The sequence below is a fragment of the Mycolicibacillus koreensis genome, from assembly GCF_002104795.1.
Classification (GTDB): domain Bacteria; phylum Actinomycetota; class Actinomycetes; order Mycobacteriales; family Mycobacteriaceae; genus Mycobacterium; species Mycobacterium koreense.
This window is the reverse complement of sequence record NZ_NCXO01000010.1, coordinates 1-16,168: the sequence shown is the minus strand read 5'-3', so window position 1 is coordinate 16,168 and position 16,168 is coordinate 1. Positions and strand designations below refer to the sequence as shown.

The following is a 16,168-nucleotide window of genomic DNA, read 5'->3' as shown; positions in this document are numbered from 1 at the left end:
ACGTCATGGTTGACCCGACACCCCTCGCGCAATCCGTACGCCTCGACGATCTGATCAACGCCATCACCGGCGTGCACGACAATCCCCTGGACCAGTTGACCGACGCGGTCCTGGCGGCCGAGCACCTCAGCGAGGTCGCCGACCATCTGATCGGCCACTTCGTCGACCAGGCCCGCCGGTCCGGCGCGTCGTGGACCGAGATCGGCAAGTGCATGGGCGTCACCAAACAGGCGGCGCAGAAGAGATTCGTCCCGCGGGCCGAGGCCACCGGAATCGACGCCGAGCAGGGCTTCAACCGCTTCACGCCACGGGCACGCAGCGCGGTGGTGGCGGCCCAAAACGCCGCCCACCAGGCGCGCAACGCCGAGATCACCCCCGACCATCTGGTTCTGGGCCTGCTGCACGATCGCGGCGCGCTGGCCACCGAGTTGCTCACCGCCCAGCAGGTCGACCCCGATGCTGTCGTCGCCGCTGTCACCCTGCCGCCCGGCGGCACCGAATCGCCCGCGTTGATTCCGTTCAGCGGCCCGGCCCGCAAGGTCTTGGAGTTGACATTCCGCACCGCACTTCGCCTCGGCCACAACTACATCGGCACCGAACACCTGCTGCTGGCGCTGTTCGAGGAAGAGGACGACGCCGGTCCCCTGCATCGGGCCGGGGTGGATCACGAACGGGCCGAGGCCGACCTGTCTCGAGCCCTGGAGTCGATCACTGTGAACCTGGCACGCGGCGCCGCCGGTTCCACCGACTGAACGACGTCGCGGCCTGCCCTGCCACCCGGACACCCCGTGCAAGTATCGGGCGCGGGTGGTGAGGGCGCCGGCAACCCCTTGTCACCCACCACCACCAAGCACGTCATCTTCGACTGTGCCATTGTCAAACGGCACAATCCGTGGTGAACTGCTGTGCGTGACGGAATCCGACGAACCACATCTGCCGCTGGCGCCTGCCCACGCCCCACGCCGGGCCGCGCGAACCCGCGACATCGAAGAGATGTGCTGATGTTCGGCCTCGACTCCCTGCTCAACATGCTGCGCACCGACCGACGCTCCGCTGACGCCAAGGCGGTGGTCACCGGCGCGGGCAGCGGCATCGGGCGGTCGTTCGCCCTGGAACTCGCCCGCCGCGGCGGTGAGGTCATCTGCGCCGATATCGATCCAGACCGCGCCGCGGAGACCGTCGCCTTGATCGCCGAGTTGCCCACCGGCAGTGCGCACGCGGCACAGTGCGATGTGTCCGATCGCGCCGCGGTGGAGAAACTCGCCGCGACCGCCCAGGAGGTATTCGGCGGGCCGCCCACCCTGGTGATCAACAACGCCGGGGTCGGTATCGGTGGAAAGCCCGTCGGCGACATCGGCTTCGAGGATTGGGACTGGGCCCTGGGCATCAACCTGTGGGGCGTGATCTACGGCTGCGAGGTGTTCACCCCGCTGTTGCGGGAGGCGGGTCGCGGCGGCGTCATCAACGTGGCCTCGGCCGCCGGGTTCGCCGCCGCGCCGTCGATGGCGGCCTACAACGTCTCCAAGGCCGGGGTGATGTCGCTGTCGGAGACCCTGGCCGCGGAGTTGAACGACACCGACATCACCGTGACGGTGCTGTGCCCGACCTTCGTCAAGACCAACGTCTTCGACGACGGCCGCATCACCCCCGGCTCGATGAACCTGAGCAAGCAGCTGGCCCGCTGGACCGGGCTGTCGGCCGACAGTGTCGCGGCCCGCACCCTCGATGCCCACGACGCCGGCCGCCTCTACGTGGTGCCGCAGCTCGACGCCACCGTCATCTGGCACCTGAAACGACACCTCCCGGGCCTCTACGTGCGCGGCGCCGGGCTGCTCGGCCGGCTGCTGCCCGACAACTGACCCGCCCTCCCCTGAAAGGAATCGATCATGGCAATGGACATGGACGCCATGCTCCAGACGATCAAGGACCGGCAGTGGGCGCTGGCCGACATCGACTGGCACGCACCGGGTGCGGAACTCATTGAGCCGGAGTTGTGGGCCAAGCTCAAACCGTTCATGTCGGATCTGATGTGGATCGAGAACGTCGGCGCCCGCGGTTTTGCCGCGCTGGCCAAGAAGGCTCCGACACCCACCCTCAAGAGCATCTACGAACATTTCCACGCCGAGGAACAAAAGCACGCTAACGCCGAACTCGCTCTGATGCGCCGCTGGGGGATGCTCGACGACGACGAGATCCCGGCGCCGAACGTCAACGTGCAGTTGGTGATCAACTGGCTCGACAAGCACTCCGACGGGATGGGCCTGACGTTTTTGGGCACCGTCATCCCGATGTTGGAGGTGGCCCTGGACGGGGCGCTGATCAAGTTCATCACCGACGAGGTCAAAGACCCGATCGCCCAAGAGGTGTTCCGGCGGATCAACTCCGACGAATCTCGGCACCTGGCCGTTGATTTCGAGGTGATGCATCTGCTCGGCCAGGCCGACATGCACAGGCTGTTGATCGAGTTGGTCGGCGGATGGATCAAACCCTCTTTCCTGATCGGGGTCCTGAGCTATTTCCCGCTGCTGAACAAGATGCGCGACAACATCGTCGCCATGGGCGTCAACGAGGAGAAGTTGTACCAGGCCATGCGCCGGTTCCAAGGAGTCGGCGAGCGCAGCGAATTCACCCGCAGGTTGCCGATGTACCGGATCGTGTCCTGGCAGGCCCGCAAGGTCATCGACCGCACCTCGAAATACCACTGGCTGGCGGACTCGCTGGTGAAGGCCACCAGCATCATCCCGCTGCCGTTGGTGCGGAACACCCCGACCTGGTCGCGTGAACTGACCTACGAGCCGGTCGCCTGAAGGAGTCGCACGCAATGACGCTCTCCGTAGCCATCATCGGTGCCGGCTTCGCCGGCATCGGCGCCGCGATACGGCTCAAGGATCAGGGCATCACCGATTTCGTGATCTTCGAGCGGGACACTGAAGTCGGCGGCACCTGGCGGGACAACACCTATCCGGGTGCGGCGTGCGACATCCCGTCGCACCTGTACTCCTACAGTTTCGCGCCCAAGCCCGACTGGTCGCGCACCTATTCGGGTAGCGCCGAGATTCTCGACTACATCGACGACATGGTCGCATCCAACGGCATCGGTGGCCACATCCGCTTCGGGCACAACGTGACCGGGATCGTCTACGACGAGACCGCAGGCGAGTGGACCGTCAGCTTTGCCGACCAGGATCCGGTGCGGGCCCGCGCTGTCGTCGTCGCCTCCGGCCCGCTGGCCAACGTCAGCTTTCCGGCCATCCCGGGCATCGACGACTACCAGGGGCACAAGATCCACAGTGCGCGCTGGGACCACGACTACGACTTCGCGGGTAAGCGGGTGGCCGTGGTCGGCACCGGCGCCAGCGCGGTGCAGATCGTTCCGGAGCTGGTCAAGACGGCCGCCGCGGTCAAGGTGTTTCAGCGCACCCCGGGCTGGGTGCTGCCCCGGGTCAACGCACGCAGCAGTGAGCTGGTCAAGCGGGTCTTCACAGAGCTGCCTCTGGCTCAGAAGGTGGCGCGGTCGGCCTGGTATTGGGGCCACGAGTCGATGGCTCTCGGGCTGGTGTGGGATACCCCGGTGACCCGGATCGTGGAGGCGGTCAGCGCGCTCAATCTGCGCCGACAGGTCAAAGACCCGTGGCTGCGCAGGCAGTTGACGCCGGACTTCTCCGCCGGGTGCAAACGCATCCTGATGACCAGCGACTACTACCCCGCGCTGCAGGCCGACAACTGCACGCTGGTGACCTGGCCGATCGCGCGGCTGGCGCCCGACGGGATCCGCACCGTCGAGGGCATCGAGCATCAATTCGATTGCATCGTCTTCGCCACGGGATTCGACGTCTCCAAAGCCGGCACCCCGTTTGCGATCACCGGTGTCGATGGCCGGGATCTGGCCTCGGAGTGGAGCAGCGGCGCGTTCGCCTACCGCAGCGTCGCGGTGTCGGGCTACCCGAACCTGTACTTCACGTTCGGGCCGAACTCCGGGCCGGGCCACAACTCGGCGCTGGTGTACATGGAGGCCCAGATCGACTACATCGTCACCGCGATCGGCAAGCTGCTGCAGTTCAACTGGAAATCTCTGGACGTGCGCCCCGAAGTGCAGGCGCGCTACAACGAGGACATCCAGCAGCGGCTGCAGTCCACCACGTGGAACTCCGGATGCCAGAGCTGGTATCTGACCGAGGACGGCTTCAACGCCACCATGTTCCCCGGCTTCGCCACCCAATACGTCAACCAGCTCAAGCACGTTGACCTGGAGGACTACAAGATCGTCGCCCGCCAGGAGCTGGGCAGCCCGGTTGCGGTCGGCTAGGGGCGGGCCGTGGTGGAGTACCGGATCGACGACCTGGCGCGGGAGGCCGGGACGACGACACGCAACGTGCGAGTCTATCAGGAGAACGGACTGCTGACCCGCCCGGTGCGGCGCGGCCGGGTCGCCATCTACACCGACCGGCACCTGCGCCAGTTGCAGACCGTCATCCGGTTGCTCGGCGAGGGATTCACCGTCAAGCACATACTGAAGTTCCTGACCGGGCTGCGCGACGGCCAGGAACTGGCGGAGGTGCTCAACCTCGATGACCTGGCGGAGCTGGTCACCGCGCCGTGGTCGCATCCGGAGTCGCGGACGATGTCGTTGGCGCAGTTGACCGAGCGGCTCGGCGATTTGGACGCGCCGACCCTGCGACGACTGTGCAGCACCGGGGTGATCGAGCCGACCGGCGACGCGGACAGCTACCTGGTGCCGGACCGCCGGATCATCGACGACTATGCGCAGCTGATCGCCCGTGGCATGCCGCTGGCCGCGATCCTGAAGGCCACCGCGGCCACCGACAAGAAGCTGGACGCCGCGGCCCGCGCCATCGTGCGCCACGGCCACACCGAGATCACCCGGCAACGCGGGCCCGGCTGGTATCCCGGTGACGACGCCGAACTCGCCTGGGCCGCCGACATCATCGCGGTGATGCGCCGGGTGGCCGGGCGCGCCGCGCACGCCAGCCTTGACCGGGCGCTGACGGCCGCGGTCCGCGACGAACTGGATGACTACAATCGGGCGGCCAAGACGATCCCCGCTGCGGGGGCAGAGTCCGGGGCTGGCGGGTCGGAGGCTCAGGAGGGGACCGCCTCCTGAGCGACGCCGGGGCCCTCGGGCCCGCCAGTTGTCGATGAGTTCGAGGACACCGTCCTCCGGGAGAGACGAAGCCTGACCGTTCACCACGGCTTGGGGCAGCCTCCCGGCCCCTTGAGGGTTTCGGCTGCGTTGAAGACGTCCGGGCAGAACGTCCACGCCGAGGGCGGCGGCGGTGCCCACAGCGGGCAGATCTCGTCGCCGATCAGATTGTGGCCGAGGCAGGGGATGGTGATTACCATTCGCTTGGTGATGCAGGTGCCGTCCGATCCGAGGCTTTGGCCCTGCGGACAGGTCGGCGGCCCATCCGGCGGTTTCGGTGGGTCAAGCGGCGGGCCGATCGGGGGGTCGACCGGCGGCTGCGCCTGGTTGGCGAGCTTCCGCGATTCGGCCGCCCCGTTGTCGGCTCGGGCTTGATCGCGCACGTCGGGGGTCACACAGACCGCGTCGCCACCGAACGCCTCCCGCCACACGAAGCCCTGCTTACAGGTGTTAGGACCGTATTCTCCGCCGTTCGGTTCCCGGTTGACGGCGCCGTCGGCGTTCTGTTGGGCGGTCGCGTCACGGACCGCCGGGGTGACGCAGACGTGATCGCCGGGGCGGCCGTCGCGCCAGACGTAGCCGTCGATGCAGGTGTCGGGGCCGTAGGGCAACGGTTCGGCCACCGCCGGTGCCTGGCCTATAGCGGCCGCCAGCACCGCAAGTGAAAACGCCGACGAAATCAGCACGCGCAGCCTGTGGGGCGCCATGACATCCCTCCTGGTTGGGTACGGGGGCACCGCACACCGAGATCTGATACGTCGACTATCCGACGAGACCGATCTCGGCAACATCGGCCAAAGCGCGTAGAACGCGGCGGGCGGGGTGGATCGCCAAAAACGAAACATCCGCATCCGGGTTCGACGGTCCGACGGGGCGCGGACCTCCGTCCGGCTGCCCGCGCAATTTTGGGGTAGGCGCCTACCCGTGTGCGATGTGGCGCCGACCGGCGATACTGCCCCTAGGGGTGCACCCCGACCTTCGGTCCGTCACAAATTAGGTACGCAGAACCCGCCCGCAGGCCCTGCGGGCAGGCGAGCGCGGCAGATCCGTTTTTCCCCGATCGGCTAGCCAGGAGCAGCGGCCATGGCCTTGATAGAACCGAGCGTGCTCGCCAACACCATTATGAGCAAGCTCTACGACGTGCTGACCAACGGCGACGACACCGTGCCGCCGTCCGACGACAATTTCTTTTCCTGGTGCACGCCGGGCATCCCGATCGAGCCCGCCGACCTGGAATACCTGACGCAGGGGCTGACCGGGGTGGTGAAGAAGTCCGCAGTTGACGCCATGCAACCCAGCGCGGTGGCCGCCTCCGGCGGCACGCCGCCACCGCCGCCGCCGCTCACACCCGAGCAGCTCGCCGACCTGATGGCCAAGGACACCTCGCGGCTGTACATGCAGGCGGAGAACATGGCCCGGCTGCTGGATTTTGTCCCCGACGTCGCCGCCGGCACCAACGAGCAGTTCGCCCGCCTGTCGGTGCAGAACAACGACGGCACGCTCTCCGACATCTACGACTACGCACTCAGAATGAGCCAGGTCATGAAGGTCGACCTGCCGCCGGAGACGGTGGAGCAGATCAAACGCCTCAACGGGCTGTTGCAGAAAACCGTCAAGTCCACCGACATCATCACCGGCGAGGAAACCGAGTGCACAGTCCCCAGTGACCTGGTCGTCGCCTACAACGCCAAGATGGCGGCCTACAGCGATGCGGCGCTGGAGTACAACGCACGCCGCATCGACGCGCTTACCGCGACCGACTCACGCGCGGTGCACGATTGGGCGATCAACGCCGATATCTATCGCAACAAGGTAAAGGCGGCGCTGGCCGATTGGGAGACGGCCGGGCACAAGACCGACTTCGAGAAAATCGCCGCGTTCTTCGAGCAGGTGGGGCGTCGGGACATGGCGCTACTCAAACAGGAGTATGTCGAGGACCTGGAAAAGGCACGACTCACCTCGCCGGTGTCGGGTTCGGACTTCTTCTTCACCTCGCTGGTGCCCGGGAATTTCGCCACGTCGACCGGCTGGACCCGATTCGGCTTCACGGCCGGCGACTACGAGAGCCATTCGAACTCCAACTACCAATGGTCGCGCAGCAGTGTCGGCGGTGGCGGCGGTTTTCTCGGCATCTTCGGTGGCAGCGCCTCGCATTCGTCGTCGAGTAGCCACAACGAGTACCACGGCACGTTCGACAGCAGCTACGTCGACATGAGCTTCGAGATCGCCCAGGTTCCCATCGCCCGGCCGTGGCTGCGAACCGCGTTTCTGACCAGCCACTACTGGCGTTTCGACCAGAACAACGTGGTGGTCAAGGGAGACCGGCTGTCCGACGGTGGCTCGCCGCCGAAAGGCAAGATGCCGGCCATTCCGATGACGGCGATCTTCGTGCGAAAGCTCTCCCTCAAGTTCGGCGAAAACCACAGCTTCAGCGACTACGTCGACAACGCACGCTCACAGGCGACCGGTGCCGGCGGGTACTTCAGCTTCGGGCCGTTCTTCGCCGGCGGGCAGGGGGCCACCCGTTCGGGCTCCGGGGACACCCGGCGGGATTACGGCTTCAAGTTCGAGAACAACACCATGGCGGTCGACGGCATGCAGCTCATCGGCTTCAAGTGCCATCTGCTGCCCAAGAGCCCCGACCCCGCAGCCGACATTCCCGCCGACTCCTGGATCTGAACCGGGCCCGGAAGGGGCGGTGGCATGGAAGCATTCGTCCAGCTGGCGCTGATCGAAAAGGCCAAACGCGTCTTTGCCGTCGATCCGGACGTCGACCTGTGTTTCCCGCTGCTCTCGCCGCTCACCTTCACCGCCGCGGAACTCGCGGCGCTGGCCGCGCCCGCGTCGGCGGCAGACTATGCCGCCGCCGCCGACTTCGCCCGCATCGTCAATTTCGTACCGCGTGGCCTGGTGGCCAACGCCTCCGGGCCGATGCTGTGGGACATCTACCGCGATGTCCTCGACCGCGCCGACGTGGCCTCCACCACCCGCCAACCCGCCGATGGCGCCGACCAGACGAGCATTCTGTTCACCACGGCCTCCGACGGCAGCCGCGTGGAAAGCGACGCCCTCAAGCGTTACCGCCAATACCGGGACGCGTGGTTCGCTGCGCGCGAGGATTACGGGCAGCACAAGCTCTCCGCCGAGGAGGGTGACGACCCGGAGGCCCGCAAGCACTGGACCGAGGTCGACGAACCGGCGCTCCGCCGCGTACTCGACGCGGCGGAGAACGACTGGGAGACGTTGGGTCAGCGCGCCCTGATCGAACAGGCGCTGCAGGCGCTACGGGCGACCGCGCTCGACGCGCCAAGGGCCCGGTGGACCGAATGGCAGGAGGCGTTCAACCCCGACGTCGACATGGCCACCGACGCCGGCGGCAACCGGTACGCACCCACCGGGTACTCCCCGCTGAACTTCGCCGAGCAGAACGCGTGGCTGAGCTTCGATCTCGCCGCGGCCGAGATGCGTTCACTAGTTGCTGCGGCCCCGGATTCGTTGAAGGTCGTGCTCGACGACGACACCGGGGCACTGCTGGAAAGCGTGGCGTTCGAGTACCGGTCGGTGACCCTGGTGCGGCCCTGGTTCGACGCCCAGGCGTTGACCTCCGGCATCTGGCGCAGCGCGGATCCCGGGCTCAGGCTCAGCGACGGAGCCGACCCTCCGCAGGGGAGGTGTCCCGCCTATCCGGTCGCCTGCGTGTTCGTCCGCAAGATCGTCGTCCGTGAGGTCGGATCCGACACCCCCAGGCCCCGACGCGATCTCCGGTTCACCCTTGACGCCAACCTACTGGCGGCCCGGGATCATCGGACGGTCAAGCTTGATCCGCAGATCTTGAAGCGGGTGCAGGTGCGTGACATGCGCACCCCGACATCGGCCCCCGCGCCGCCGGTGTCGGTGACCGCGCGCCTGTTTCGCAGCCTGGACGCCAGCACTTTCACCGTCGCCACACCGTCGCCGGCACACGCCGCCGCGCTCGCGGCGCGCACCGCGGTGGCGCGGCCGGTGTGGCACAGCAGCCTCGCGGCGCGCCCACTGCGGCCGGTCGCGGTGGTACCGCGGCCTCACCCGGTCGGCCCCCCGACGCCGCCAACACCGACATCCGAGAGCGACGAGTTGTCCATCCTCGCGTTCATCTGCAAACGGCTGCCCAAAACGCCCGACCCGGCTCCCGGGCTGGGGTGGAACCGATCCGACTGACCGACGGAGGCCCCGCCATGACAACCGACTCCGACCTGCCCAGCCCGACCGACACCGGCTGGTTCACCGACGCCGACGCCCTGCGCACCATGATGGAAGACGAACGTTTCGCCGACGACAAGACGCTCAGTTCGTTCACCGATGCGCAGACGCTCATCGCGACGTTCGCCGCCTCCCCGTCCGCGGGCGCCTGGCGATCGCTGGACCGCGCCACCGTCGCCGCGCGCTTGGCCACACTGATCGCCCCCACCCAGGGCAGCGACTCGGGGGTGGGCTATCGGAGCCTGCAGCAGGCGGGGCTCAACCTGTGCGGACCGGCAGCACTGCTGATGATGGCCATGGGGCGCGACCCGGTCGCCGTGGCCCGCTATGCCACCGACCTCTTCGATACCGGCTCAGGTTCGATCGGCACCTTCGCGGTCCACGCCGGCCAGGACCTGCTCGACGCCGACTTCGGCGCTATGTCTGCGCGGGGAAGCATCTCATCGCAAGCCGAATGGATGATGTTGGGCGCGATCCGCAACACCGCCCAGCCGTTCTGGCAGCCGCAGTGGCGCGGGGACCCCGACCAGGAGTTGGCCGGCATGACCCGGCCCGAGGAACTCGCCGACTGGATGCGACAGACCGGTATCTGGTCACGTGTCGATGACGACGGCCGCTGGGCCAGTAACCCCGGCATCCCCGACGCGACGGCGATCGGCATGTACGCCGGCACCGACACCGCGGTTCTGCTGCACACCGACCTGATCTCGGGGAGCACCATCGTCGACAGCGACACCGCACCCAAGGAGCAGAGTTCCTGGATCTCCGAGTTGTTCCCGAACCACTGGGTGGTCCTGCTCAGTGAGGTGGTGCCCGACCTGGCGGACCGCACCCTGACGTTGACGATCTGGACCTGGGGCGGCCGGCTGCGGCTGCGCACCCCCGAGCGGGTGTTCATCGACAACTACTTCGGCACCGTCTCGGCGTGGCTGCGCTGATCGTCCACCCACTGTCGAGCAATCCCGTCGACCTGCGAAACCCGGCCACCTGGCTTGCTCGAGCACAGAACAGCCCGCTGGGTTTTCGATGCCCGGCCGACGTAGGAACTTGCTGGACTTCACCCACTCCATCTCGGTGGCCAGGGCCGGGATCGAACCGGCGACCTTCCGCTTTTCAGGCGGACGCTCGTACCAACTGAGCTACCTGGCCGGAAGGCAGCGTGTGCCTCGCCGTACTAAGCGACCCTGACGGGACTCGAACCCGCGACCTCCGCCGTGACAGGGCGGCGCGCTAACCAACTGCGCCACAGGGCCTTGCTACTACTTACTTACTACCTGCTCCGCGTCTCCGCGTCGCACGTACCCCCTACGGGATTCGAACCCGCGCTACCGCCTTGAAAGGGCGGCGTCCTAGGCCGCTAGACGAAGGGGGCCAGAACCGAATCTCTCCGGGGTACTCACAACGTGGTGTCGCTGGGAGCCACGCTAGCTTAGGGCACAGTATGCCCAATCCTCAAACGCGCCCGGAAACCGGAGGCGTTATCCTGTTGCTCGCGCCCCTATAGCTCAGTTGGTAGAGCTACGGACTTTTAATCCGCAGGTCCTAGGTTCGAGTCCTAGTGGGGGCACCAACCAGATCGATCAACCGCCCAACTCGGCCCGCAGATAGGTCATGTCGGCGAACCGGCTGGCCAGCTCGTCGTCGGGGTAGACGAACCCGTTGTCGGCGTGCAGCTGCGCCACGGTGCGCGCATCGACCTGCCACTGCGCGGCGCTCAGGTGCTCCACGATGTGGGTGCGCTCCCCGTGGTAGATCAGCTCGGCGACATCGAGGCTGAACCCGAGTTCGGCCATCTTCTGCTGTTGGGTGCGCCACTGCTCGGAGTCGAACGGCGCGGTGTCGGTCATGAACTCACACGCCAGCCGGCTGCCGGGTGCGCTCAGCGCGGTGATGTTGTCGAACAGCGCGTCCTGGGCCGCCGGCGGCAGATAGACCAACAGCCCCTCCGCGCTCCAGGCGGTCGGGGCGCCGGGATCGAAACCGGCGGCCTTCAGCGCGGCGGGCCAGTCGTCGCGCAGGTCGACCGCGACGGTGCGTCGCTGCGCGGTGGGCTCGGCGCCCAACTGCTCGAGGGTGGTGGTCTTGAACTCGATGACCGCAGGCATGTCGACCTCGTAGACGGTGGTGCCGGCGGGCCAGGCCAGCCGGTAGGCCCGCGCGTCGAGCCCGGCGGCCAGGATGACCGCCTGGCGCGCCCCGGCAGCGGCGGCGTCGAGGAAGAACCGGTCGAAAAAGCGGGTCCGCAGCCCCATGCCCCGCGCCATGCGCTCCGGGTCGAACCCGGAATCCTCGGTGACCGGGATCTCGCCGTCGACGAGGCGGGTGTAGACGTCGATGCCGACCGCGCGCACCAGCGGCGCGGCGAACGGGTCGTCGATCAGCGGCTCGGGACCGGCGGCCGCCAACGCCCGCTGGGCGGCCACCATCGTCGCGGTGGCCCCCACGCTGGTGGCCAGATCCCAACTGTCGGCATCGCTGCGCGCCATCTCGCCTCCTGAAACTCGGCTGCGCAGCTACCTAATCACAGGCCGCGGGGCTTAGACCTTCGGGCAGTAGTGAATCGGACTGTCCCGGTGCTCCAGCGGCGGCAGGTTGCGCGCCGGGGTGTGCACCAGCGGCGTATCCGCCGGGATGCGCCCGGTGGCGCGGTCCCAGCCGGCCCGCCCGCGCGGGTGCATCCGGTAGCGGCGCGGCACCAGCTTGAACACCGCGTTGACGACCTTGCCGAACTGGCGGTGCAGCCACGCGTCGCGCGCCGACCATTCGAAGCCGAGCCGGTCGCGCACCGGCTGGTCGTACAGGCCCACGGTCACCCAGATGAACAGCGGGTTGACCATCCGTCGCTGCAAGTTCCACAGCCAGGTGGGCAGCCACGGCATGAACGGCGGCTTGTCCAGGGTGGACAGGTCCAGCACGTCGCGGGTGGCCTTGTTGTCCTCGAGCACCTCGCGGACCATGTGGTCCCAGTACTGCTGGAATTCCTCCCAGGTCCCCGGCACCGGGCGCATGCTCATCCCGTACATCCGGTACCACTGGATGTGCTCGTCGAACAGCTGGCGTTTCTCGTCCTCGCTGAGCCCGCCGCACAGCCAGTCACCCACGATCAGGGTGCCGACGAAGAAGGTGGCGTGCGCCCAGTAGAAGACGTCCGGGTTCAGCGCGTGGTAGCGCCGGCCCTGCGCGTCCACCCCCTTGATCGGGATGTGGTAGTCGCGCACCTCCGCGCCGGTCTGCGGGGCCCGGTCGCCGTCGAAGACCACCCCGCCGATCGGGTAGAGCGAGCGCATCAGCCGCGGCCAGCGCTCCTGGAAGAAGATGGAGTGTTCCTCGACGGCCGCGCCCAGCTGCGGGTGCATGTTCTGCATCGAGCCCGCCCAGGGGCCCTGCAGCATGCCGCGCCAGTCCCCGAAGTACTTCCAGGTCAACGAGTCCGGCCCCAGCGGGACGGCGTCGTAGCCGGAGGCGGAGACCGGACAGCCGCCGGTGACGGCGACTTCGGCGCTGCTTTCGCTGGTCAGCGGCACGGCGTGGGACGTATCTTGGGTCACGATGGGGACTTCCTGTCACGTCAGTCAAACTTTGACTACGGGCGTTGTCACAATGGAGTGTAGGAGGGCGCGTGACGTCGAGTCAACGCCGGGGCCGATGGTCGGGTGTTCCCCTGGCCGACCGTCAGGCGCTGCGCCGTGACCAACTGCTCGCCGCCGGCGTGCGGGTCCTCGGCGATGCCGACGGAGCGCCGCTGACCGTGCGCGCGGTGTGCAGGCAGGCCGACCTCACCGAGCGCTACTTCTACGAAAGCTTCAGCGACCGCGACCAATTCGTGCGCGCCGTCTACGACGACGTCGGCACCCGCGCGATGGCCGCCCTGGCCTCAGCACACACCGCCCGCGAGGCCGTCGAACAGTTCGTCGCACTGATGGTCGACGACCCGATCCTGGGCCGGGTGCTGCTGCTGGGCCCGGAGACCGAACCCGCCCTGACCCGCTCCGGGTCGAAGTGGATGCCCAACTTCATCGCGCTGCTGCAGCACAAACTCACCCGCCTCGGCGACCCGGTGCGCCAACAGTTGGTGGCCACCAGCCTCATCGGCGGGCTGACCGGGCTGTTCTCCGCCTACCTGAACGGCCGGCTGAGCGCGGACCGGGGCCAGTTCATCGACTTCTGCGTAGACATGCTGGTCACGGCGGGGCGCCCGGAGTCGGTCGGAACCGGTTCGCGGCGCACCGACCCATCAACTTGATGTCACCGGCATACACAGATATATTGACTGCAACTTATCGACACAGATACCTCGACCTCTCGGAAAGGCACCCATTGCCATGTCGGCAGAACTGACTGATCTGCAGTTGATGCATGAGCTTGAGCCGGTCGCCGAGAAGTACATCAACCGGCACCTGTCCATGACCAAGGACTGGAGTCCGCACGACTACATCCCCTGGCAGGAGGGCAAGAACTACTACGCCCTCGGCGGCCAGGACTGGGAGCCCGGCCAGTCGCAGCTCTCCGACGTCGCCAAGGTCGCGATGGTGCAGAACCTCGTCACCGAGGACAACCTGCCGTCGTACCACCGCGAGATCGCGACCTACATGGGCATGGACGGCGCCTGGGGCAACTGGGTGAACCGCTGGACGACCGAGGAGAACCGGCACGGCATCGCCCTGCGCGACTACCTGGTGGTCACCCGTGCGGTCGACCCGGTCGAATTGGAGCTGCTGCGCGTCGAGCAGGTCACCCGCGGGTTCTCCCCCGGCCAGAACCGCCAGGGCGACGAGCGCGCCGAGAACCTGTTCGACTCGATCATCTACGTCACGTTCCAGGAGCTGGCGACCCGTATCTCGCACCGCAACACCGGCAAGGCCTGCGAGGACCCGATCGCCGACAAGCTGCTCGCGCGGATCTCCCACGACGAGAACCTGCACATGATCTTCTACCGCGACCTGTCCGAGGCCGCCCTGGAGCTCTCCCCCACCCTGGCCATGCAGTCGATGTACAAGATCCTCAAGGACTTCAAGATGCCCGGGTTCGTCACCCCGGGGTTCCGGCGCAAGGCCCTGGTGATCGCCCTCGGCGGGGTGTACGACCCGCGGATCCACCTCGAGGACGTGGTGATGCCGGTGCTCAAGAAGTGGCGCATCTTCGAGCGCGACGACCTCACCGGCGAAGCCGACCGGCTGCGCAACGAACTCGCCGTGGTCATCAAGGACCTCGAGGACTCCTGCGAGAAGTTCGAGGCGGCCAAGCACCGCCGGCTGGAGCGCGAGGCCAAGACCGGCCGGTCGATCTCGGCGGAGGACGTGCTCGCCACCGCGGGGACCCTCACGCTGTCCCGGCGGTAACCCGGGTGCGGATCGGGCCGATCACGCTCGCCAGCCCGGTCGTGCTGGCACCGATGGCGGGGGTGACCAACGTCGCCTTCCGCACCCTGTGCCGGGAGCTGGAGGGCTCGCTGATGGGCACCGTCAGCGGGTTGTACGTCTGTGAGATGGTCACCGCCCGCGCCCTGGTGGAACGCCACCCCGGCACCCTGCACATGACGGCGTTCGCGCCCGACGAGTCGCCGCGCTCACTGCAGCTCTACACCGTGGACCCGGCCACCACCTACGCCGCGGCGAAGATGATCGTCGAGGAGAACCTCGCCGACCACATCGACATGAACTTCGGCTGCCCGGTGCCCAAGGTCACCCGCCGCGGCGGCGGGGCCGCCCTGCCCTACAAGCGGCGGCTGTTCGGTCAGATCGTCGCCGCCGCGGTGCGCGCCACCGCCGACGCCGACGTGCCGGTGACGGTGAAGTTCCGGGTCGGCATCGATGACGGCCACCACACCCACCTCGACGCCGGCCGGATCGCCGAGGCGGAGGGGGCCGCGGCGGTGGCGCTGCACGCCCGCACCGCCGCCCAGCGCTACTCCGGCACCGCCGATTGGTCCCAGATCGCCGCACTCAAGGAGGCGGTGACGACCATCCCGGTGCTGGGCAACGGCGACATCTTCGAGGCCCGTGACGCCCTGGCCATGATGGCCTCCACCGGCTGCGACGGGGTGGTGATCGGCCGGGGCTGTCTGGGCCGGCCGTGGCTGTTCGCCGAGCTGTCCGCGGCGTTCACCGGCGCCCCCGCGCCCACACCGCCGACGCTGGGCGAGGTCGCCCGGATCATCCGCCGCCACGGTGCGCTGCTGGCCGAGCATTTCGGCGAGGACAAGGGGATGCGCGACATCCGCAAACACGTCGCCTGGTACCTGCACGGGCTGCCCGCCGGCTCGGCGTTGCGCCGGTCGTTGGCCCTGGTCACAACCCTCGACGGGCTCGACGAGCTGCTCGCCCGTCTCGACCCGACGGTGCCGTTCCCGGCCACGGCGACCGGCCCGCGCGGCCGCCAGGGCTCGCCGGCCAAGGTGGCGCTGCCCGAGGGGTGGCTGGCCGACCCCGACGACTGCGCGGTGCCCGCCGGCGCGGACATCATGCACTCCGGTGGCTGAATCGAGACACCCTCGAAATCGCGTCGGAGGCCTCCGCTCAGTATCATCGAAGCAGCTTTGCGCCGCCGCCCCGGTCGGCTCCCCTGTGATCCCCGCGGCGGCCCGGCGTCTCGGTGTGCATCGCAGCACAAGCAGGAGCACCTCGCGCCACCCCGCCACCCACCGCACTTCGGAGGCCGCTAAGACATGAGTGACGGCGACAACGCCGCTGCCGGTCGCCCGATGCGCGCACCGTGGGAACGCTGGCAGATGCCGCCGGGCGGCGAGCCCGACGTGGTCCACGACTACCC

General features: G+C 67.8%; 14 protein-coding genes and 4 tRNA genes. 12 read left to right on the top strand and 6 right to left on the bottom strand.

Annotation, left to right across the window (positions count from 1 at the left end):
* Nucleotides 1-5 precede the first annotated feature (5 nt).
* The 5 genes from B8W67_RS06595 to B8W67_RS06575 all read left to right on the top strand — a co-directional run bounded on the left by B8W67_RS06595 (nt 6) and on the right by B8W67_RS06575 (nt 5,122).
* Entirely contained in the window at nt 6-752 is a 747-nt protein-coding gene (locus tag B8W67_RS06595) for a Clp protease N-terminal domain-containing protein (RefSeq protein ID WP_069391433.1), read from the top strand.
* Between the two features lie 249 nt (nt 753-1,001).
* Nucleotides 1,002-1,859 carry an SDR family NAD(P)-dependent oxidoreductase gene (locus B8W67_RS06590; protein WP_109470045.1) on the top strand — a complete coding sequence of 286 codons (858 nt, stop codon included), beginning with the start codon at nt 1,002-1,004 and terminating at the stop codon, nt 1,857-1,859.
* Nucleotides 1,860-1,886: 27 nt separating this feature from the next.
* Nucleotides 1,887-2,807: a ferritin family protein gene (locus B8W67_RS06585; protein WP_069391286.1), complete on the top strand. Its 921-nt coding sequence runs from the start codon at nt 1,887-1,889 to the stop codon at nt 2,805-2,807.
* 14 nt (nt 2,808-2,821) lie between these two features.
* Complete coding sequence (locus B8W67_RS06580) at nt 2,822-4,306, top strand: flavin-containing monooxygenase (RefSeq protein ID WP_069391285.1); 1,485 nt, start codon at nt 2,822-2,824, stop codon at nt 4,304-4,306.
* A gap of 9 nt (nt 4,307-4,315) precedes the next feature.
* Nucleotides 4,316-5,122, top strand: a complete 807-nt coding sequence (locus B8W67_RS06575) for a MerR family transcriptional regulator (protein ID WP_069391284.1) — start codon at nt 4,316-4,318, stop codon at nt 5,120-5,122.
* An 80-nt stretch (nt 5,123-5,202) separates the two neighbouring features.
* Here the strand turns inward: B8W67_RS06575 and B8W67_RS06570 are convergent, their stop codons facing one another.
* Nucleotides 5,203-5,868: a hypothetical protein gene (locus B8W67_RS06570; protein ID WP_085303068.1), complete on the bottom strand. Its 666-nt coding sequence runs from the start codon at nt 5,866-5,868 to the stop codon at nt 5,203-5,205.
* A 376-nt stretch (nt 5,869-6,244) separates the two neighbouring features.
* Here B8W67_RS06570 and B8W67_RS06565 point away from each other — a divergent pair, with 376 nt between their 5' ends.
* Genes B8W67_RS06565 through B8W67_RS06555 form a run of 3 tightly spaced genes read left to right on the top strand, consistent with a single transcriptional unit; the run spans nt 6,245 to nt 10,338 of the window.
* The gene (locus B8W67_RS06565) at nt 6,245-7,840 is read left to right on the top strand and encodes a hypothetical protein (RefSeq protein WP_131814644.1); all 1,596 of its coding nucleotides are present in this window, start codon (nt 6,245-6,247) and stop codon (nt 7,838-7,840) included.
* Nucleotides 7,841-7,864: 24 nt separating this feature from the next.
* The gene (locus tag B8W67_RS06560) at nt 7,865-9,358 is read left to right on the top strand and encodes a hypothetical protein (RefSeq protein ID WP_069391281.1); all 1,494 of its coding nucleotides are present in this window, start codon (nt 7,865-7,867) and stop codon (nt 9,356-9,358) included.
* Between the two features lie 17 nt (nt 9,359-9,375).
* The gene (locus B8W67_RS06555; RefSeq protein ID WP_131814643.1) at nt 9,376-10,338 is read left to right on the top strand and encodes a hypothetical protein; all 963 of its coding nucleotides are present in this window, start codon (nt 9,376-9,378) and stop codon (nt 10,336-10,338) included.
* Nucleotides 10,339-10,475: 137 nt separating this feature from the next.
* Here the strand turns inward: B8W67_RS06555 and B8W67_RS06550 are convergent.
* The 3 genes from B8W67_RS06550 to B8W67_RS06540 all read right to left on the bottom strand — a co-directional run bounded on the left by B8W67_RS06550 (nt 10,476) and on the right by B8W67_RS06540 (nt 10,772).
* Nucleotides 10,476-10,549, bottom strand: a tRNA-Phe gene (locus B8W67_RS06550).
* Nucleotides 10,550-10,579: 30 nt separating this feature from the next.
* Nucleotides 10,580-10,653 (bottom strand) — tRNA-Asp (locus B8W67_RS06545).
* 46 nt (nt 10,654-10,699) lie between these two features.
* Nucleotides 10,700-10,772 (bottom strand) — tRNA-Glu (locus tag B8W67_RS06540).
* 122 nt (nt 10,773-10,894) lie between these two features.
* Between B8W67_RS06540 and B8W67_RS06535 the strand changes: the two genes are divergently transcribed.
* Nucleotides 10,895-10,970, top strand: a tRNA-Lys gene (locus B8W67_RS06535).
* Between the two features lie 10 nt (nt 10,971-10,980).
* Here the strand turns inward: B8W67_RS06535 and B8W67_RS06530 are convergent.
* Together B8W67_RS06530 and B8W67_RS06525 are read right to left on the bottom strand one after the other, a co-directional pair.
* Entirely contained in the window at nt 10,981-11,886 is a 906-nt protein-coding gene (locus tag B8W67_RS06530; RefSeq protein WP_069393007.1) for an SAM-dependent methyltransferase, read from the bottom strand.
* A 51-nt stretch (nt 11,887-11,937) separates the two neighbouring features.
* Complete coding sequence (locus tag B8W67_RS06525; RefSeq protein WP_069393006.1) at nt 11,938-12,948, bottom strand: oxygenase MpaB family protein; 1,011 nt, start codon at nt 12,946-12,948, stop codon at nt 11,938-11,940.
* Nucleotides 12,949-13,019: 71 nt separating this feature from the next.
* Here B8W67_RS06525 and B8W67_RS06520 point away from each other — a divergent pair, with 71 nt between their 5' ends.
* From B8W67_RS06520 to dusB, 3 genes are all read left to right on the top strand, one after another.
* Entirely contained in the window at nt 13,020-13,643 is a 624-nt protein-coding gene (locus B8W67_RS06520) for a TetR/AcrR family transcriptional regulator (RefSeq protein ID WP_069393005.1), read from the top strand.
* Between the two features lie 79 nt (nt 13,644-13,722).
* The gene (locus B8W67_RS06515; RefSeq protein WP_069393004.1) at nt 13,723-14,739 is read left to right on the top strand and encodes an acyl-ACP desaturase; all 1,017 of its coding nucleotides are present in this window, start codon (nt 13,723-13,725) and stop codon (nt 14,737-14,739) included.
* Nucleotides 14,740-14,744: 5 nt separating this feature from the next.
* Entirely contained in the window at nt 14,745-15,878 is a 1,134-nt protein-coding gene (gene dusB / locus B8W67_RS06510) for a tRNA dihydrouridine synthase DusB (RefSeq protein ID WP_069393003.1), read from the top strand.
* Nucleotides 15,879-16,168 lie beyond the last annotated feature (290 nt).